This window comes from Simiduia curdlanivorans (genome assembly GCF_030409605.1).
Lineage (GTDB): Bacteria > Pseudomonadota > Gammaproteobacteria > Pseudomonadales > Cellvibrionaceae > Simiduia > Simiduia curdlanivorans.
On sequence record NZ_JAUFQG010000004.1, the window covers coordinates 1898177 to 1917618 of the forward strand.

Annotated in this window: 16 protein-coding genes; 1 reads left to right on the top strand and 15 read right to left on the bottom strand. The window is 53.6% G+C overall.

Annotated features, from left to right (window positions below):
- Positions 1 to 47 precede the first annotated feature (47 nt).
- The 7 genes from maiA to QWY82_RS08520 form a co-directional block, all read right to left on the bottom strand.
- Positions 48 to 686, bottom strand: a complete 639-nt coding sequence (maiA, locus tag QWY82_RS08490; protein WP_290261342.1) for a maleylacetoacetate isomerase — start codon at positions 684 to 686, stop codon at positions 48 to 50.
- An 18-nt stretch (positions 687 to 704) separates the two neighbouring features.
- On the bottom strand, positions 705 to 1715 hold the full coding sequence (locus tag QWY82_RS08495) for a fumarylacetoacetate hydrolase family protein (protein ID WP_290261343.1): 1011 nt from the start codon (positions 1713 to 1715) through the stop codon (positions 705 to 707).
- A 170-nt stretch (positions 1716 to 1885) separates the two neighbouring features.
- Positions 1886 to 3178: a homogentisate 1,2-dioxygenase gene (hmgA, locus tag QWY82_RS08500; protein ID WP_290261345.1), complete on the bottom strand. Its 1293-nt coding sequence runs from the start codon at positions 3176 to 3178 to the stop codon at positions 1886 to 1888.
- Between the two features lie 173 nt (positions 3179 to 3351).
- Positions 3352 to 4323 (bottom strand): DMT family transporter, encoded by a 972-nt coding sequence (locus QWY82_RS08505; RefSeq protein WP_290261346.1) that lies wholly within the window; start codon positions 4321 to 4323, stop codon positions 3352 to 3354.
- Positions 4324 to 4657: 334 nt separating this feature from the next.
- Positions 4658 to 6208 carry a parallel beta-helix domain-containing protein gene (locus QWY82_RS08510; protein WP_290261348.1) on the bottom strand — a complete coding sequence of 517 codons (1551 nt, stop codon included), beginning with the start codon at positions 6206 to 6208 and terminating at the stop codon, positions 4658 to 4660.
- Positions 6209 to 6210: 2 nt separating this feature from the next.
- Entirely contained in the window at positions 6211 to 7458 is a 1248-nt protein-coding gene (locus tag QWY82_RS08515; RefSeq protein WP_290261349.1) for a cytochrome-c peroxidase, read from the bottom strand.
- Positions 7455 to 8078, bottom strand: a complete 624-nt coding sequence (locus QWY82_RS08520; protein ID WP_290261350.1) for a c-type cytochrome — start codon at positions 8076 to 8078, stop codon at positions 7455 to 7457. Before QWY82_RS08520 ends, QWY82_RS08515 begins: the two co-directional genes overlap by 4 nt.
- Before the next feature lie 384 nt (positions 8079 to 8462).
- Here QWY82_RS08520 and QWY82_RS08525 point away from each other — a divergent pair, with 384 nt between their 5' ends.
- A complete protein-coding gene (locus tag QWY82_RS08525; RefSeq protein ID WP_290261352.1) occupies positions 8463 to 9281 on the top strand; it encodes a substrate-binding periplasmic protein in 819 nt (272 codons plus the stop codon).
- 213 nt (positions 9282 to 9494) lie between these two features.
- On the opposite strand, the gene QWY82_RS08530 is transcribed toward QWY82_RS08525, so the two are convergent.
- The 8 genes from QWY82_RS08530 to rsxA all read right to left on the bottom strand — a co-directional run bounded on the left by QWY82_RS08530 (position 9495) and on the right by rsxA (position 19392).
- Positions 9495 to 12053 (bottom strand): TonB-dependent receptor, encoded by a 2559-nt coding sequence (locus QWY82_RS08530; protein WP_290261354.1) that lies wholly within the window; start codon positions 12051 to 12053, stop codon positions 9495 to 9497.
- A gap of 450 nt (positions 12054 to 12503) precedes the next feature.
- Positions 12504 to 13199, bottom strand: a complete 696-nt coding sequence (locus QWY82_RS08535; protein ID WP_290261355.1) for a TetR/AcrR family transcriptional regulator — start codon at positions 13197 to 13199, stop codon at positions 12504 to 12506.
- 155 nt (positions 13200 to 13354) lie between these two features.
- Positions 13355 to 14128 (bottom strand): electron transport complex subunit E, encoded by a 774-nt coding sequence (locus tag QWY82_RS08540; protein ID WP_290261357.1) that lies wholly within the window; start codon positions 14126 to 14128, stop codon positions 13355 to 13357.
- The gene (rsxG, locus tag QWY82_RS08545) at positions 14125 to 14790 is read right to left on the bottom strand and encodes an electron transport complex subunit RsxG (RefSeq protein WP_290261359.1); all 666 of its coding nucleotides are present in this window, start codon (positions 14788 to 14790) and stop codon (positions 14125 to 14127) included. The genes QWY82_RS08540 and rsxG overlap by 4 nt, the downstream gene beginning before the upstream one ends.
- The gene (gene rsxD / locus QWY82_RS08550) at positions 14787 to 15851 is read right to left on the bottom strand and encodes an electron transport complex subunit RsxD (protein ID WP_290261362.1); all 1065 of its coding nucleotides are present in this window, start codon (positions 15849 to 15851) and stop codon (positions 14787 to 14789) included. The genes rsxG and rsxD overlap by 4 nt, the downstream gene beginning before the upstream one ends.
- An 8-nt stretch (positions 15852 to 15859) precedes the next feature.
- Positions 15860 to 18199: an electron transport complex subunit RsxC gene (rsxC, locus tag QWY82_RS08555; RefSeq protein WP_290261363.1), complete on the bottom strand. Its 2340-nt coding sequence runs from the start codon at positions 18197 to 18199 to the stop codon at positions 15860 to 15862.
- Complete coding sequence (gene rsxB / locus QWY82_RS08560; protein WP_290261365.1) at positions 18196 to 18804, bottom strand: electron transport complex subunit RsxB; 609 nt, start codon at positions 18802 to 18804, stop codon at positions 18196 to 18198. The genes rsxC and rsxB overlap by 4 nt, the downstream gene beginning before the upstream one ends.
- Positions 18805 to 18816: 12 nt before the next feature.
- Entirely contained in the window at positions 18817 to 19392 is a 576-nt protein-coding gene (gene rsxA / locus QWY82_RS08565) for an electron transport complex subunit RsxA (protein ID WP_290261367.1), read from the bottom strand.
- Between the last annotated feature and the right edge of the window lie 50 nt (positions 19393 to 19442).

Here is a 19442-nt window from a genome sequence, read left to right on the forward strand (position 1 = left end):
ACTAAACGTAGAGGGTAATTGTTTGGCGCTTAGTCTGCGCTAAATAGCTACCCTTGCGCATCGGGCTGATGTTCCGGTTTGGCATCGGCGAATGCAGGCAAGCTATTGCAGTGTTGATAAACGGCCATCAGGGTTGGGTAGGCCGACAGATCTACATTGAAGCGCTCGGCGTTGTAAATTTGCGGAATCAGACACACATCGGCGAGGGTGGGGTTGTTGCCGAAGCAAAATTTACCACCGTGTCTCTTGACCGATAACTCCAGCGCTGCAAAGCCGGTTTGAATCCAGTGCGCATACCAGGCATTTTTTTGTGCTTCGCTCGCGCCCAGCTCGCCGGTGATGTATTTCAACACGCGCAAGTTGTTAAGCGGGTGAATATCGCAGGCTATGGAGAAAGCGAAGGCGCGAATTTGCGCCTGTTGCCAACTGTCGCCCGGTAGTAAGCTCGGTTTTGGGTGTTCTACCTCTAGCCACTCCATAATCGCCATGGATTGGCTAAGTACGCCTTGCTCAGTCTCTAATGCCGGTATCAAACCCTGTGGGTTTTTGTTCGTGTAGTCAGCCGATTTTTGCTCGCCTTTTAGCAGTGACACAAAGGCGAGGTCTACCGGCACACCTTTTAAGTTGAACGCGATGCGTGTGCGGTAGGCGGCTGAAGAGCGAAAATAACCGTACAGGGTTGGCATAGTAAGTCCTTTTAATCATTAAGCGTTTTTGACTAGGGTTTGCTCGATAGTGCCGAAAATAGATTGGCCTGCTTTATCGCGCATTTCAATTTTAACCTTGTCGCCAAACTTCATAAACGACGTGCTGGGTTTGCCATCGCGAATGGTTTCGATCATACGAATTTCGGCAATGCAGGAGTAGCCTACGCCACCTTCATCAATGGCGGTGCCGTGGCCAGTGCCTTGTTTGTTCGACACTGTGCCAGAGCCGATGATTGCGCCAGCGCCTATGTTGCGCGATTTGGTCACGTGGGCAATTAATTGACCAAAGTGAAAGGTCATATCGGTGCCGGCTTCGGGTTTGCCGAAGGCTTTATCATTCAGATATGACAGCAGTGGTAGCGATAATTTACTACCGTCCCAAGCATCCCCTAATTCATCGGGCGTAACTGCCACGGGGGAAAAGGCCGAAGCGGGTTTAGATTGGAAAAAACCAAAGCCCTTGGCCAGCTCGCCAGGAATTAAACCGCGTAGAGACACGTCGTTCACTAGCATCACTAAGCGGATATGTTTTTTCGCATCTTCCGCATTGGTCGACATAGGTACATCGTCGGTCACAATGGCGATTTCGGCTTCGAAGTCGACGCCCCATTCATCGCTCGGCAGTGGGATGTCGTCGCGTGGGCCGATGAAATCGTCTGAGCCGCCTTGGTACATCAGCGGATCTGTCCAGAAGGTTTCCGGCATTTCGGCGTTGCGCGCTTTGCGCACTAGTTCCACGTGGTTGACATAGGCGCTGCCGTCGGCCCATTGGTAGGCGCGCGGTAGTGGCGAGGCGCACTCGGCTTCTTTAAACGCGAAACTACCGGTCGCCTTACCCGCATTTAAATCTTTATACAGGGCTTCGAGTTTGGGCGCGCAGGCGTCCCAGTTATCCAGTGCCGCTTGCAAGGTGGGTGCTATGTGATTGGCGGCAACGGCTTTGGTTAAATCCTTATTAACAACGATAAGCGCGCCGTCGCGGCCTTTTTTCTGTGATGCAAGTTTCATACATTTTCCTTTAATCAGCGACGCAGAATTAGATCCGCGATCTTAGAATTTAAGCTTGTAGCTTGTAGGGGCAGGCCATCCTGCTTGTAGCTTGTAGCTTGTAGCTTGTAGCTTGTAGCTTGTAGCTTGTAGCTTGTAGCTTGTAGCTTGTAGGCGGGGGGCCGCCCCCTTCAAGCGTTAAAGTTTTTCTTCAACTTATCCCAGCATTTAACATAGTCGAGTTGGCGCGCCTCTGTGGTCATGGCGAAGCGCGTTGGGGTAATGGCGTAGCGAGATTCAAACATAAACGCCAGGGTATTGTCATAGCGCTGTGGCTTTAAGTCGGCCTGACTGGCTTTTTCAAATACTTCCGCCTCTGGGCCATGGGGGCTCATGCAATTGTGTAAGCTGGCGCCGCCGGGTTCGAAACCTTTTTCTTTGGCGTCGTAAACACCGTGAATCAAGCCCATGAACTCACTCATGATGTTGCGGTGATACCAAGGTGGGCGAAAGGTGTTGTCGGCCACCATCCAGCGCGGCGGGAAAATAACGAAGTCGCAATTGGCCACACCGGGCGTATCAGAAGGCGAGCTGATAACGGTGAAAATGGATGGATCTGGGTGATCGAAACTAACGGTGTTGATCACATTAAAGCGCGCCAGCTCGTATTTATAGGGCGCGGAGTTGCCGGTCCAGGCCACTACATCGAGCGGCGAGTGGCCGATATCGGCGCTGAAGAAATGGCCGCCGTATTTACACACCAGTTCAAACTCGCCTTCGCGGTCTTCATAGGCCGCCACCGGGTATTGAAAATCGCGATCGTTGGCATAGCCGTTGGCACCCACGGGGCCGCGTTCTGGCAGGGTGAAGGCGGCGCCGTAATTTTCGCACACATAGCCGCGCGCACTGGCCTCTAACAACACCACGCGAAACTTCATGCCGCGTGGAATCACCGCAATATCGCCGGGGCCAATATCGAGTAAGCCGCACTCGGTGTGCAGGCGCAGCTTGCCCTGTTGTGGCACAAACAATAACTCGCCGTCGGCGTTGTAAAAAAACCGATCCTGCATGGATTGGTTGATCAAATACAGGTGGATACCAATGCCGACTTGTACGCCGGCGTCGCCATTGGCGGCCAGTGTTACCAAACCATCGATAAAGTCTTGGGCTTGGGTCGGGATGGGCAGTGGCGACCAGCGCAGCATGTTCGGCACCGGCGTTTGCTCGGTAATGGGGCCAGTGCGGGTTAGCGTCGCGCCGGCATAGGCGGCGTAATCACCTTGCTGGGCCGAGGGCCGAATACGGTACAGCCAGGTGCGGCGGTTGTGCGCGCGCGGGGCGGTGAATGCAGTGCTGCTGAATTGCTCGGCATAGAGGCCATAGGCGACTTTTTGCGGGCTGAAACGGCCCAGGGGCAGGGCACCGGGCAGGGCTTCGGTTTCATGCTCGTTGTCGAAACCGGTTAAATAGCGCAAGGGTTCCATGGGTTTGGCTCTTGGTTAGGGCGAGGCGTCAATTTAGTTACAAGTGTAACCAATGTCAAATTTTTGTCAGGGCAACAGCTTCGGCCAGCGATGGGCGAAGCTGTTGCGAGCCGCAAGCCGGATGGCCGGACCCCGGATGGCCGAACCCCGGATGGCCGGACCCCGCGACAGGGCTAGCGGCGGGCGAGTTGTTGCGCCTTTACTTTGATTGCTGGGCTTGGCTGCTTCCTTTGGAGCACCCAAATACCCAGCACCACAAGCGCCATGCCCGTGGCGTGGTATGCCGTAAAGTGTTCATCTAACAGCCAAATGGCGAGCAGGCTTGTCACGACCGGGCCGGCGTTACCCATCAGGCTCACCTGCTCCGGCCCGATGCGGCGCACCGCCTCACTGCCCATAAAGGCGGGTAATACGGTGCAGAACAAAGCCAGGCCGGCAATGATCCACCAAACCGCGGTCGGCCATTGTCGAATGGTTGCGATCTCAACAGACGGGTGCACGGCTTGATGCAGGGTCATCACTAGGGTCGACGACAGCATCACTACGCAGGTAAAGGGTATAGAACCCATACGCTGAATGGGCCCACGACTCATGACCATGTAGCTGGCGAAAATCAGCGCCGCTAACAACACCAGGCCTGCGCCTAAAGTGACGTCTGCACCGAGGATTTGCCTATCCATCATGAACATTAAGCTGAGGCCCGCATAGGTCAGCACTACGCACTGCCACATGGTTTTTTTCACCGGTCGCTTAAACCATAGCCAGCCTAATAACACGGTGAAAATGGGGTAGGAAAATAACAGCATGCGCTCTAATTGCGCGGGAATATATTCCAAGCCTTTCATGTCGAGCCAGCCCGAAACATAAGAGCCAAGCACGCCTAGGCCGCTGGCGAACAACAAATCTTTTAGCGTAACCCGGTAGTAGCGCATGGACCAGAGGCCAATCACTAGAAAAGCCGGTGCCGAAAGCAGTAGCCGAAAAAACATTAAGCTGGTGGCGTCTAAACCGTAGGCGTAGGCCCATTTAATAAAAATAGGTTTGGCTGAAAATAGAGTAATCGAGCCAATAGCTAAGGCCACGGCGACAGCATCGGCTGGCGATTCTACGGTGCTGAGTTGCGAGTTGGGTGGTTCGTCGTCCATTGTAAAGTCCTTCCTTTTGGGTAAAAGGCGACAAAGGCGACAGAGAAATAAACACAGTTAACACATCCGCCGCCGTTGCAGCCGGTGTGTTAATAGAAACTTTAGCTCAACACACCCGCCATCAACACCACGCGCCATTTGGCGGCAATGAGATGTGTGCAGACGAGATGTGGGGCGGCGAGCGGGTACATAAAAAATCCCTTGATTAAGTGCTCGACAGTAATCGGTGCTGAAATTAAAGGCAAGAAAAAAATGGGCTATTGGCAGTTGGCCAATGGGTTGATTGGTGATGAAATTAAAAAAGGGCGCTTATGCGCCCTGATGTATTTAAAAACTACTGATCTTGATTCAGCGCTGGGTCGTTGAATCGCCCGCTGTTGTCGACGCCGAGCATGTACTTGGCAACCGCTAAACGCATCTCTGGGTCAAGATAATCTTGCGCAGGCATCTCCGGGTAGTCTTCACGCTTTTTGGTTGGCTTGGCGATATATTCGGCCAAGCCTTCTGGGTTATCCATGTACAGCGCTTGGATGATTTGAACGGGTGGGCCAATCATGCGGATATTGTAAGCGTGGCAGCCGGTGCAGACGCCGAAGTAAGCCATCTTGCCTTTTTCATCTTCCGTGAACGGGTGTGGCTCGGCGGGTTCGGGTAATAAATAACTCACGGTGGCCGCGGTGGTGTCAAAACCACAGGTGCCATAATCTTTTAAGCCGACGTTAATGTATTTGGTGCGGTCTAAAATACAGCTGTCTTTACTTTCACCCACGTTCAAAATATCCACATTACCCTTGGTGAAGGTGGCAACTTTGAGCGCTGTAATTTCATCGATGGGCTCGTAGCCATTGTTGAACATGAGGTTGTCGAGAATAGCCACTTTGTCTGAATGGGGCTCTGAATCTGGGTCGATGGTGATGTTGGCGAAGCTGTAATGGTCGGTTATCACTATGCCAATATTTTTATTGTTGGTGATGATATTGCCTTCGATGGTCACCTCGTCGGCCGCCATCACGATAATACCGGTACCGGCCGGAACGCCGGCGACAATGGAGCCTGGCGCGCCGAAGTTTTTGTGGTTGTTATCGTTGATGAAGTTGTTGCGAATAATCACGTCATAGGTGGTTTTTATGGGTAGGCCTGGGGTAATAAAGGCCAGAATGCCACCGGTGTTGTTGTATACCTTGTTGTTTTCGACCACCGAGTGACGGCTATTTTCGATTTCAATACCGGCAACGTTTTCAAACACTTCGTTGTTGTTGACGTGAATGTTGTCGCACATACCCACGTAAATGGCCGCGTCTTCAATGCCGCTCAATACGTTGCGTTCGATCAAACCATTTTTACCCAGCTGCGGGAAAATACCGTACACACCTGTGTCGATAACATGGTTGTTGCGAATTAAAAAGTTGTTGCCCGCCTGGCCCATAATCGCGTTTCCCTTGTAGTGGGTAATGCGGAAGTTTTCTACGGTGATGTTGTTGCCAGAGTAGAGCACCGCATCGTTGAGCTTGTGTTCGCCTTCGAGCACGGGCCAGTTACCGTCTTTGATCACGCCTTTTAACCAGATATCGTCTTTGTCGATATACACGGTTTCTTTATAAGTGCCCGGATGAACGCGAATGACGTCGCCTGGTTGCGCGTCTTTAACCGCAGCCTGAATAGATTGGCCGTCGGTCACGTCAATAAATTTACCGCTGCTGCCAGTAGCGCCCACGGAGGCGTCGAGCTTGGCGCCGGCTTGTAGTTTGGTGCCATCATTTTTTGCGTAGCGATCGTTGTCACCGACAATTGTAGCGGCATTATTCGACGACAAGCTGCTGCCCAGCCATGCGCCGCCGGCCACGAGACCGACCGCGATAATGGCCGTAATAATTTTATTGCTCATTTTTATTCTCCTTGTAAAGCTTGGGTAATGTCTTGTCTCAGCGCCGGTGGAAGTTGCCCAACGGGGGCTAACCCCGATGGCACCGACGCAGGAATGTTAGGGGTAAAGGTTTCGTCGGTCAGTGTGTCCATAAAGGTCACGAGTAAATCCAATTCAGCGTCGGTTAATTTGGGTTCCCAAATATGCCAGTGCAGTACCATGTTTTTGTTTTGCTCTTCGGTGAGCGCATGGCCCCGGCCGAGGGTGTAGAACTCGGTGGCTTCGCGCAGGGTTTCGAAACTGCCCGAGTGCATGTAGGGCGCAGTTTTCGTTATGTTGCGCAAGCTCGGCACTTTAAAACCGCCAAGCCAGGTGGGGTTGTTAAAAATAGCTTCGGCTCCGCGGTCAAACTCTCGGCCCTCGGGTTCTGCAACACCAATAACCGCCACTTGCTGATGGGTAAATAGCGGCGGTGTATGGCATTCGGCACAGCGGGCGACGAAGGACCTAAAAACGTTTAAGCCGGCTTTTTCGTCTTCCGTTAAGGCCGCGTGATAACCGTGTGCATAGCGATCGTAGCGGCTATTCAGCGAGATTAACGAGGTTTCAAACGCGGCAATGGCGAGATAAATTTTATCCAGATCTATGTTGTCGCCCTGTTCGGGAAAGGCCTGTTTAAAGAGTCGCTGATACTCGGCGTTATTATTTAAATCGTTGAGCAACTGCGCGGGGTTGTTGCCCATCTCCACCGGTGAATAGAGCGGGCCTTGCATCTGCTCTTCCAAACTTTGCGCCCGTGCATCCCAAAAAAACCGGGTTAGAAACGCCATGTTCCACAGGCTGGGCGCGGCGCGTTGGGCCTCCTTACCGCCAATGCCTTGCGAGCGCGGCAAGCCGTCGGCAAATCCCAGTTGTGGATGATGACAGCTGGCGCACGACAGGGTGTGATCGCCGGATAAAATCGGGTCGAAAAATAAAATGCGCCCCAAATCGATTTGCGCCGGGCTAAAGCCGTCCCGTCGCGCCGGCAGGGCGGTTTTTAAACCGCCCACACCACGGTTGTACAAGGAGTTGTATTGGTCGTACAGGCTGTGCAGTTTGCAGCCGTTGTTCTGATCCAGGCTAAAACCGGGTGGGCAATCTTGTGCCAAGGTTACAGCTTGGCTCGAGGCGTTCGCACTCGAGCTCGCCGCGGCGAGCAAGGGCAGGCTGAGAAGTGCGGCGATTGCACCAAGCTTGGCTGGTCGAGTTAGGCGTCGGGTTATTATCATTTCAGCGTATTTAGGTAGCTCAGTAGGTCGATGAGTTCTTGCTCGGTGACGGTATTGACCATCATGCGCATTTGGCGGCCATATTTATCGGCTTGTTCAGCACCTCGTTGGCCGGCTTTGAAGGCGGCAAATTGTCGCAGCAAGTAGGCATCGCCAACCCCGGCCAAGGCCGGCGCATTAAACGCTTCATTGCCTTCGGCTTTACCGCCGTGGCAGGCGCCACACTTCATGTTGTACTGCTTATAGCCGGCGTCGGTATTGCCGCTGAGTGTCGCAGCCGGTGCCGTGCGCGGCAGCGCTGCGATATAGCTTGAAACCGCCTCGACGGCAGCTTGGTCGGGCAGAACGGCGGCCATGGCGCGCATTTGTTGGCCGTAAGTGTCGGCGCTGTCGGTGCCCCGCAAGCCATCTTTGAAATGCCTTAGCTGACGCGCCAAGTAGCTAGCCGATTGCCCTGCCAATGCCGGCGCATGCATCGCTGGCATGCCTTCGGCTTGCTGGCCGTGGCAAGCGGCGCAGGTGTTGTAAAGCGCTTTGCCGTCCTGGCTGTGCGCTAAGCCAGCGATACCGGCGAGGAGGGTCATTGCGACAGTTTTGATGAACATTGCTTTTATAAACATAGTGCTGCTCTTAGTGTGCCTAATGGTCTTATGAGTCTAGAACTGCTTTAGTTTTTTTCGACCTATGGTTTATTTGGTACGCTGGTGCCACATAATTTATCGAATTATACGTAAATGACAAAAAATAAACAGCCTACACCTAAGGGGTTGGCGCATTTTTCATTCTATTGGCATTAAATTGCTGCTGGGCTGGGTGAAATTAGACCCCATTGGCGTTAGCGGGGACCTGATTCGATGGCTTGATAGCTCGTTAACTGTCTTGGGTTTGAGTTGGAGTTTGAAGCTTATGAAGCTTAGTGCTTGGGTGAGGCGTTAAGCTGCCTGCTAGACTTCACCTGTCGCGCTCGTCAACGATGGCGTGGGTAATCGCTATTGGAGTTTGTTATGCCTTGGCTAGTGTTGCTGTTGATTTGGGTGGTGACTGCCGAAGCTGCCAGTGAAAACCGCCCCCGATTAATATTGGCAAGCGATGTTTATTGCCCCTATACCTGCGACCCTAGCAGCGGCCAAGAGGGTTATATGGTGGCCTTGACCCGTGGCCTGCTGAGCGAACAAAACATTGCCATTGAGTACGTTTTGACGCCTTGGTCGCGCGCCTTGCAGCAAATGCACACAGGTCAAATTGACGGCATTGTAGGTATCAGCCAGGCGCGAGCGGGCGATTGGTTGTTGTCGCCGCCGCTCGGCTACGACGGCATAACTTTCTTCAGCCTAGAGCCGGTTTTGCCCCAGAGGTTGCAAGCCTCCAATCTCACTTGGCTCGATGGGTTGCGCTTGGGTCATGTGGCAGTGCGCAACCCAGGGCAGGGCACTTTTGACCGTTATTTGGAGGCGCGGGGTTTGAGTGAAACGCCTAATATAATGGCCTTATCTGGATTTAATCCCGTGACCTCGCTGTTGCGAATGTTGCACGCTGGGCGCATTGATGTGTTGGCTGACAACGCTGAAGTGGTGCGCTATACGCACCGTATTATTGGTCTTGAGGGTAAGTTATTTAGCCTGGGTAGCCTGCAAACGCGGGCGCTACATTTGGCCTTAGCGCCAACGCCGGAAAACCGCCTGCTCATGGAGACCTTTAACACTCAACTCGCCCTTTGGCGCAGCGACGGCAGGTTAAGTGCCTTGCTGGCGGAGTATGGCCTGGCCGATTGGCAGGCGCCTGAGGCATTGGTGGACGAAAAAAAGGGCCGCGAGCGGCCCTGAAAATGTAACGACGCTAAATCTTAAGTTGGTAGGTTGACCGCCTGCGGGCGACTGAATCCGCACCGCTTGAAGTTGTTACCCGACCCTGTGTAGGCATCCGCGAGCGGTGTTTATAGCGTCAGCCAGCGAATGTCCGTTACGACTCAGCCACCGCGCCATGGCAGCGCGGTGGCTGTTGTTACCTGTATCACAATACAGCTTTTACCCAGTCCATCAGAGGTTGTAGCGTAGATCGATGCCGTAGGTGCGCGGTGCCGAGATATCCAGATAGCCGGTACCAAAGACATCCAAGGTGCGGCCGCCAAGACTATTGGTAACTTTATTGTTCAATAGGTTGTGGCCCCAAAGCGCTACTTCATAATGACCGTCGTTACTGGTCCAGCCGAGGCGAGAGTTCAGCAGTTTAGAGTCCTCGCCAAAGTAAGGAATTGGCGTGTCGACACCACCAATGTTGACTGAGGTGATAGCTGCGGGATCGGACTCGGCATTGTTTTCCGCATACACATAGTCCGCATGCCAATTGACCGAGCCAAAACTGACCTCTGGCGCCCAGTCGAAGGTGAGGGTGTAGGCAGTATCGGTCGTGGCCGTTTCTTTGTCCGACTGAAGCTCGCCAAGTGCATTGTAGAAGGGCTCCCAGCTAGACTCCTGGTCGCGAATCGTGGTCACCAGACCGAGGCGAACGGTATCGGTGGGCAGCCAATCAAAAGTGATTTCAAAACCGTTGAATTGCTGATCGCCGTTGATCACCCGTGGTAAGGCGTTTACTTGCCCAGGGGGTTTGGACTCTACGCTGCGCTGGCGGCCGTCTATTTCCATGTCAAAGTAGCTAAACTGCACCCGCGCCTTGCCGTCGAAGAGGTCGCCTTTAATGCCCAGCTCGATGTTAGTCACCTCCTCCGGTTCGATCGGTGTGTCGGCAGTGCTTTGATCTAGGCTGTCAAAACCACCGGATTTATAGCCCGTGGCGTAAGACAGGAAGGTCATCACATCGTCATTGATGTTGTACTGACCTACTAAGCGGCCGGTGACTTTGCTCCAGGTTTCAGACGCTTCAATAATCTGATCACCCACCACGTAGCCATCGCCGGTGCGGAAAACGACCGGTTCAATCGGGGTGGTGCCGGGTAGGGTGGCGCGATTGAAATCGACGCCGGGCACTTGCCAGCTGAAATCTTTTTTATCGTTGCTGTAGCGCAAGCCGGCTAAAACTCGGAAGTCGTCGGTAACGGAGAATTCACCGTCGGCAAAAATGCCGTAGTTAACAAATTTACCCTCGTTGAGCACCGACTCCTGCCATTGCTGGCCCGCGCGCGACAAACCGAACAGCATACTGGTGCCGAGCGACTGGGCCACCGCGTCGTAATAGGGGTCGTCCTGGGGTAGCGGGCCGACGCCGAGTAGCGTGGTAAAGGTGGCCCAATCATTTGGGTCCCACAGGTGGTCTATGGCATCCAGTGCCGCCAAAGACTGATCGGCTTGCGCCGCGGCGATGGCATCAGCTTCCGCTTGGGTCATCAGGCCGGCCTGAACTGCGGGTGCAGTTTGTTGGTTGACGGCGGCGACCGTACCCTGATAAATCATGCCTTGCAGCATGGGGTTGCTCGTTAGATCTTGTGTGACGAGGGTGGTCACGGAATCGCCCAGCGCGGTAACGCGGGTGGTTTGGTTCACATTTTCAACCGAGTAGTTTACCCCCACCACGCCGCTGAATTTGTCGCCGATAAAGTTCAGCTGCAGCTCTTCGTACAAGATGTCGTTATCGAACATGTTGTTGGTGTCTAAGTAGGCTGTGGCGACCGCGGTGCCATCCTCCTCTTCGCGGTTGGTGGTTTCGAAGGCGCGGTAGCTGTTAATCCACTTCAGGCTGAATTGGTCGTTGAACTCGTGTGTTAATTTGCTGCTAACGGCATACATGTCGCGGGTTTCTTCGCCATTGATAACGTCGTTGGCGACCTTGCGAGAGAAGGGATCAGTATTGAGCGCTAGGTCGCTAAAGCCAATGGCTGTGCGCGGTGAGTTGTCTACCTTATCCCAGTCGTAAGACAGCTGCAGGCTGGTGGCCTCGCTGATATTCCAGAGTAGGGAGAGACGCGCGTTTAAGTTGTCTTGCTCGCCGCTGTCGCGGCCGGCCACGTTGTCGACATAGCCATCGCGTTGATTCGATAGGATGTTTGCGCGCACCAAAACGGTGTCGGACAAGGGTGCGTTAAACATGGCCTCGGTACGCACTAGGCCGTAGTTACCAAGTTTAGCGCTGACAAAGGCTTCGAGTTCCTCGCCCGGCTTATTGGGCACCATAACCACGGCGCCCGCTGCCGCGTTGCGGCCAAACAAGGTACCCTGCGGGCCCTTCAAAACGTCTATCTGCGCCATATCTGAAAAGGCGATGGTGGTGGCAGCTGATGGCAAGTAGGCATCGTCGTAAAACGCCGCCACCGAGGGGTCGCCACCGGCGCTAATACTTGGGCTGGTCACGCCGCGAATACTCAGCGTTGATTGAGTCACACCGCCACCCACGTCAAACCCGGGAATGTAGGCATCTATGTCGCTAAGGGTCAGTGCGCCGGTATTTTCCATGTCTTTATTGGAAAAGGTGTTCACGGCGATTGGCACGTCCATGGCGTTCTGCTCGCGCTTTTGCGCGGTAACAACTATCTCTTCGAAGAGTAGTGATTCTGCCATGCCGGTCAGGGGAATGGCGGCTAAAGGGCTGAGCAAGGCGATGGCTAAAGACAACCTAGCCTTGGGAAAGCGGGCGCGTGATTGCATGATGTCTCCGGATGTTATTTTTATTGAGAACAATGAGATTAATGGCTTCGCTGTAATTAGACAAGTGTTCAGTTAGGGGTTTGAGCTAATTAAATTTGTCGGCACAAAGAGACTGGCTGGTCGCGTTGCAAGCGTATTTGTGCGCCCTCAATCTGGGACTTTGTTGGCGCTGCTTCCCTACGATGGCCATGACAATGACGTGTGATGAATGGCTGCGGGGCTGGCTGGTTGCTCTATTCAGTGGGGTAGATGATGGCTGAGCGGGCATAAAAGTTAACGCGCAATGAGAGGCAACCCATACCAGCTTATCGCTTGCTATAGTGTTGGTTTTATCGGTAATGGTCGACGCGGTCGGGCCTTGTGCGAAATGCGGTTGTACGGATGGCGTAAGGTGGGGTGCCAATTGAAACGGTTCGGCAGGTGGCGATTGCTCGTCACCTGCCAGGCCGATTAACGCTTAACCGCGAGTGCCAAGAGTTGGGTAATCATACGGCGAATAGCTTTTTGCGCTTGTTCAAGGCTCAAAATACCTTGGTCGAGCAGCAATAAGTACTCCACGTAGAGGATGACGCCGTGCACGATATGGGCATCGGTTTCTGCATCTTTAGAACCTAGTGCCTTAAAGAAATTCATCAGGCTGTTGGTAATATTCGCCTGTGGGATGCAAGCGGTTAGGGCTAAGGCTGGATTTCTCAGCGCCTCGGTTTTAAAGGAGTGTTCAACAACGCGCTTATCCCGGTCTTCAATTTGGGATTTGACGTGGCTAACCACGGCGTTAGTGAGTGCCGTACTGAGTACTTCGAAAATTTGCGGATCGGCGAGGTTGGCGCCCTTTAATTTTTCCAGCACGGCAAAACCGGTTTCCTCTAGCTGCTCTGTTTGCTTGAGTGCATCTTGAGCAAACAAGTTAAAAGCATCGGAAACGAGTTCTTGGATATCTTTAAAGTAATAAGTGGTAGCGGCTAAAGGTACATTTGCTTCTTTGGCAATGGCGCGGTGTCTTACGCCGCGAATGCCATCCCTCACCACGATGCGCAGTGTGGCTTCTAAAATGGCGCGTCTGCGTTCTCGGCTATCTGCGCGTTGGGCTTTGCGCCCCTGAAATTCAATTGTCTCTGCTCGAGACGCACTAACTACTGCTGTCATTCCCTTACCCTCAGTGTGGTTATTACGACGGGATGACCTATAAGTCATTCCCTAATTGAAAATCTACTTTGGATTTTCAAATTTTTATAATGCCATTGCATTGTAACCGTAAAAACCTGATTGAAAAGTGTTCGATGTAAGAAAATGCGAAACAGTCAGCTAATTGTTCCTGTGGTGCGTACTCTTTTACTGCCTTTGGCAGTTTTTATTCTATTTTTGTCACGTGAATCTTTAATTTTGCTATCAATAATATTTTTTATAGCAACCAAAAAACCGACCACTAAAAAAGCCCCTGGTGGCAGTATGGCAACTAAAAAACCGGAATAATTGTTCAGTAACGTAATTTTCCAGTGCGTTGCCATCGGCCCAAAAAGTAAATCCATATTTGAAAAAAGTGTGCCCTGGCCGAGCAATTCCCGCACAGCGCCAATGGTTATTAGCACCAGCGCAAAGCCTAAACCCATCATGAAGCCATCGTAAATTGCCGGCGCTAATTTGTTCTTTGACGCGAACGCATCGGCGCGGCCGAGAATGACGCAGTTGGTAACGATGAGCGGAATAAAAATGCCGAGTATTTCAAAAAGTTCGTAGGTGAATGCTTTCATCAGCATTTCGGTACAGGTGGTAAAAGAGGCGATGATCATTACAAATACAGGTAGCCGCACGGCATCGGAAACATGGTTGCGAATGAGTGAAACAGACGTGTTTGAGCCAACTAAAACCAACATAGTTGCCAAGCCTAAACCCAAGGCGTTTACCACTGAGCCGGAAACCGCGAGCAGTGGGCAAAGGCCGAGTAGTTGAACCAGTGCCGGGTTGTTAGTCCACAAACCATTCTTCGCAATGGCGGTATAAACCCCAGCGTTTTCAGGGTTATTTTCTACGCCTGGGTTTTCTGCATCGGGTGCGATGGCGTCTGTGGTGTTCATGGTTGCACCTGTGGTTCTTCCGGCTGACGTTCGGTTGAGTTGATATCGAACAGGCTGTTGTGATTTTCCTGTGCGAAGGCCAAGGTCTTTTTAATTTGTTTTACTGCGGCGCGCGGTGTAATGGTCGCACCGGTAAACTGATCGAATTCGCCACCATCTTTTTTAACCTGCCATTTTTCCGGCATAGGACGCGACAGGCTTTTTTGGTTGAAGGATAAAATCCAATTGGATTTTTTCAATTCCACTTTGTCGCCGAGGCCGGGTGTTTCGGTGTGTTTTATTACGCGCACGCCGGCGATACTGTGATCTTTATTGATGCCGACAATCATTTTTATCTTGCCGCTATAACCATCGGGTGCCACGGTTGGAATGATGACGGCATTAATCTGCTCGTTCATGCGCGCGCGGTAAATGGTCGCGTTTGCGTCAGTGTGTAATTGTTTTTGCCACTGCACCTTAATGGCTAGGGTGTCGTTAAGGAGGTCGTTGTCATGAGTTGTTGCCGGCAAAATTTCAAGTAGCGCTTTTTGTGCGGCAGCTTGTTCGGCTTTGGCAATGGGCTCTAATGTGAGCTGGTTGACCGTTGCCAATGCCGCCGCCGTTAAAATGGCGAAGCCACCTAGCAGTAAACCGTTAAAGCCAATCGATGATAATAATTTCACTCTTGCTTCTCCGTTGCCTTGCGCGCTTGCGCGTGCCCATAGGTGCGCGGAATGGTGTAGTAATCGATAAAGGGCGCAGCGAAGTTCATCAGCAGCACTGCAAAGGCGATAGCATCGGGGTAATTACCCCAAGTGCGAATGCAAAACACTAATAGCCCAACCCCGGCGCCGAAAATGAAGCGACCTTTATTTGATGTGGTCGAGGTGACGGGATCGGTGACGATAAAAAATGCGCCCAGCATGGTGCCGCCAGACAATAGATGCATGAGCGGAGATCCGGCCGAGTTAGAGCTGCCGCCGTCGTAAAAAAGGGCGGCCAGTAACGCCAGTGCGGCTAACATGCCCACCGGGGCGTGCCAGGTAAATAGGCGCTGTTGCAGTAAGAAAATACCGCCTACTAAAAAGCCAAGGTTGACCCACTCGAAGCCGGCACCGGCCCAATGGGCGTGTGCAAAAGTTGGTTTTTGTTGGTACAAATCTTCCAACAGCAGGCCGCTATTCTGGCGGAAGGCGTCCAGTGGTGTAGCGCCGGTGTAGGCATCGGCAGAAAGTGTTTGAAACTCAAAAACATGTTTCAGTGCGGTTAAAAAATCAGGCACTGATTGAGCATCTGAGGTTAACGCCTCGGGTATGGCCCATTGGGTCATGGCGACGGGAAATGAAATCAACAGCACCACGTAACCCACCATGGCAGGGTTGAAGGGGTTGTAACCTAAGCCGCCGTAAAGTTGTTTGGCAATGACAATGGCAAAGCCAATACCGACAAACACCAACCACCAAGGCGCGTAGGGTGGCAAGGCTAAACCGAGGAGTATGGCTGTCACCAAGGCGCTGCCGTCGGTTAAATAAAAACCTATGGGTTTGCGGCGCAACTTTAGTACCAGCGCCTCGAAACCCAGGGCAAATAGGCTCGCTAGGCAAATGTTGATCAGCGTACCTGGGCCGAAAAACCAGGTCAGTGCCGCGAGCCCAGGCAGGCAGGCCAGCAATACGGTTAGCATCACGGTTTGGGTGCGGTTGCTACCTTGGGCGTGGGGTGAAGTTATGCGCAGGAAAGCCATAATTTGTCTCAGGCGTTTTCGAGTTTAGATTGCGTTTCGGCCAATTTGGCTTCGAGTTTTACCGCTGCGGTTTTCAGTGCGTCCACATGGGGGCTGGCCTCGGCCTCGGCGCTGGCGAGTTTTTCTTGCGCTTTCATTAAGCGCGCTTGCAGGGACTCAATTTGTTGGCGCAACTTATCGTCCTCGCTCATGGCCGCGAGTGCTTCGGCCTTGGCTTTAGCGCGCTCGATAGCCATGCTTGCGGCATCCTGTTCGGCGGGAGGCGTTGCTATTTTAGGTGACGCCGTTTTTTCTGCTGATGGCTCAGTTTCCGCTGATGGCTCTGTTTCAGCTAACGCCGCTGCCAGCGCCTGCTCGGTTTCGGCAACTTTTTGCGCTAGCTTGTCTACACCCAATTGCAGTGCCTCGACAGTGCTGGCGTTGTCCGCCTTGGCCTGTGCCAGTTTTTCTTGCGCTTTGGTTAAACGGGTTTGCAGGGAGGCTAAATTGGCTGTTAATTTTTCATCGGGTGCCAAACTCATTTTTGCCTGGGCGCGGGCGATGGCCGCTGCGACCGGGTCTTCTGGCGCGGCGCTGCCGGCTGCTGGTTGCTTTTCAAAGTCGTTTAACTTTTGTTGCGCTTCCTGCAGCTTTAATTCGGCGCCTTTAATGGCGGCGCGAAATTTTTCTGCCTGTTCGTCGGATAGGGCGCCGGCCAATTTTTGTTGCGTGAGCTCGAGGCGGCTTTGTGCAGAGCTCAGTTGGCGCTCGAGCTTTTCGCGCTGTTCTTGGGGCGACTGCTGCAGTGCCTGTTGAGCTTTTTTGGCGTTGGCTATGGCGGCCGCTACCGGGTCTGCTGCCGAGGCGGTACTCGCTGGCTTTTGTTCGCCCTGCGCGGCGGCTTTTTGTGCCGCCATTTTTTCTTTTGCCAAGGCTGCCGCTTTGGCGCGCTCAGCCCGCTTGGCTTCTTTTTCTTGCTCTGCCCGAGCGATGCGCTCTTGGCGGAAGGCGAAGCGCTCGCGCGAGCGATCAGATTTAATTTTATCGAGCCGGGCCTCGCGAATATCGCCCTTGGCGGCGCGGTAGTATTGCACCAGCGGAATAGACGAGGGGCAGACGTAGGAACAGGCACCGCATTCGATGCAATCGAATAAATTATAGGCCTCGAGCTTGTCGTGCTCCTCGGCCCTGGCATACCAATAAAGTTGTTGTGGCAGCAGCGAAGCAGGGCAGGCCTCGGCGCAAAGGCCGCAGCGAATACAGGCTTGCGCCGGCGCTGGTGCGGGCAATTCTTTTTTACTCGGGGCTAAAATGCAGTTGGTGGTTTTGACCACCGGTACCTCGGCTGTTTCGAGGGTGAAGCCCATCATTGGGCCGCCCATAATTAAACGAGAAACCTTGGCGGCATCAAAGCCGTGTAGCGCTAAAACGTGGCCGATGGGTGTGCCAAGACGCACGTCAATATTACGCTGTATTTCCAGCGCTTCGCCAACCACCGTGGTGGTGCGCGAAATTAACGGCTCGCCTAAGGCGACAGCGCGCCAAGCGGTCACGGCGGTGCCGACGTTTTGTACCACTATGCCGATGTCGGCGGGAATCTTTCCGCTCGGCACTTCTTTACCCGTGACAATTTGAATCAGCTGCTTTTCGCCGCCCGAGGGGTATTTGGTGGGAAATACCACGATGCTAATGCGGCTGCCGTGGGCGGCGCTTTGCAGGGCGGCTATCGCCTCGGGTTTGTTGTCTTCAATGCCAATGAGAATATTTTTTGGCTCACCTAACAGGTGTGCCATGAGTTGCGCACCGGCAATCACTTCTGCGGGTCTGTCGCGCATCAGTCGATCGTCGGCGGTGATGTAGGGTTCGCACTCGGTGCCGTTTAGGATCAGCGTGTGGATGGGCTGATTGGCTTTCGGCGCCATTTTTATCGCGGTGGGGAAACCTGCGCCGCCCATGCCCGCGATACCGGCGCGGCGAATTTTTTCTACTAGGGCGGTGAGCGCTTCGGCCTTGTAGTCGTCGCACGGGGCGAGCGCCACCCATTGGTCTAGCCCGTCGGTTTCAATCACGATACAGGGGCCGTGCATGCCCGATGGGTGCGGCAGTGGCCGATCTTCGATGGCGATGACTTTACCCGAGCTGGATGCATGCACCGCGGCTGAAAATGGCCCTATGGGTTCGGCGATCATTTGCCCGGTGAGCACTCGGTCACCCACGGCCACACAGGGCTCGGCGGGCGCACCTAAGTGTTGATTCAACGGCAACACGAGGGTCGGCGGCAGGGGAATTGCACCCAAAGGTAAGGCCATGGATTGTTGTTTCTGTTCGGCCGGGTGAATCCCACCGTGAATGGGCCAGATTTGGGTCATGCGGCTTGCTCTGAACGGTCTGTGGCGATGATGTTTGAGGTTGAATCTGCTTCGGGCGTTTGCCACTTCCAGCTGCCTAGTGTGGTCTGCACTGGAATCATGTCGATGCAGTCCACCGGGCAGGGCTCGACGCAAAGATCGCAGCCGGTGCATTCGTCGGCGATCACTGTGTGCATTTGCTTGGCAGCGCCCAAAATGGCATCCATGGGGCAGGCCTGGATGCATTTGGTGCAGCCGATGCACTCGTCTTCGCGGATAAAGGCGACCCGCGCCACGTCTAGCTCGACTCCGTGCTCTTCATCGAGGCTGGGTGCCTCAACATCTAATAGCGTTGCAATGGCGTTGATCGTGCTCTGGCCACCGGGCGGGCATTTGTTGATCGGCTCGCCGTTGGCAATGCCTTGGGCATAGGGCTTACAGCCAGGGTGGCCGCACTGGCCGCACTGGGTTTGCGGCAGCAGCGCATCAATTTGCTCGACGATGGGATCGCCTTCCACCTTAAAACGCACGGCGGCAAAGCCGAGAATGGCACCAAAAATCAACGACAGGCTACCGAGGGCAATTAATGCCGAGGCGATGGGATAGTTCGTGATTAATTCCAGCATAGCGACGAGCTCTTATACCAAACCACTAAAGCCCATGAAGGCGAGAGACATCAGGCCGGCGGTAATCATACCGATGGCGGCTCCTTTAAAGGGCGTGGGCACATCGGCCACGGCTAGGCGCTCGCGCATGGCGGAAAACAAGACTAACACCAAGGAAAAGCCGAGTGCGGCACCAAAGCCATACAGGGCGGATTCGACAAAATTATGGGCGTGGGCGGTGTTTTGCAGGGCCACACCCAACACCGCGCAGTTAGTGGTAATCAGCGGCAGGAAAACCCCGAGCACGCGGTAGAGCAAAGGGCTGGATTTTTCGATAAACATCTTGGCGAACTGCACCACCACGGCGATCACCAAGATAAAGGCGATGGTGCGCAGGTATTCGAGCCCCAGTGGCATCAGCACCCAGCTATTAACCATGTAACTGGCGATGGAGGCCAAGGTTAAAACGAAGGTGGTGGCACCACCCATACCGATGGCCGTTTCTAGCTTATTGGACACGCCCATAAACGGGCAAAGGCCCAGAAACTGAACCAGCACGAAGTTGTTCACTAAAATAGTGCTGAGCATAATGACGGCAAATTCGGTCATCTTGGCAGTTCCATTCCTGTCTATCTAAGGGCGGCGATGAAGACGCCCAT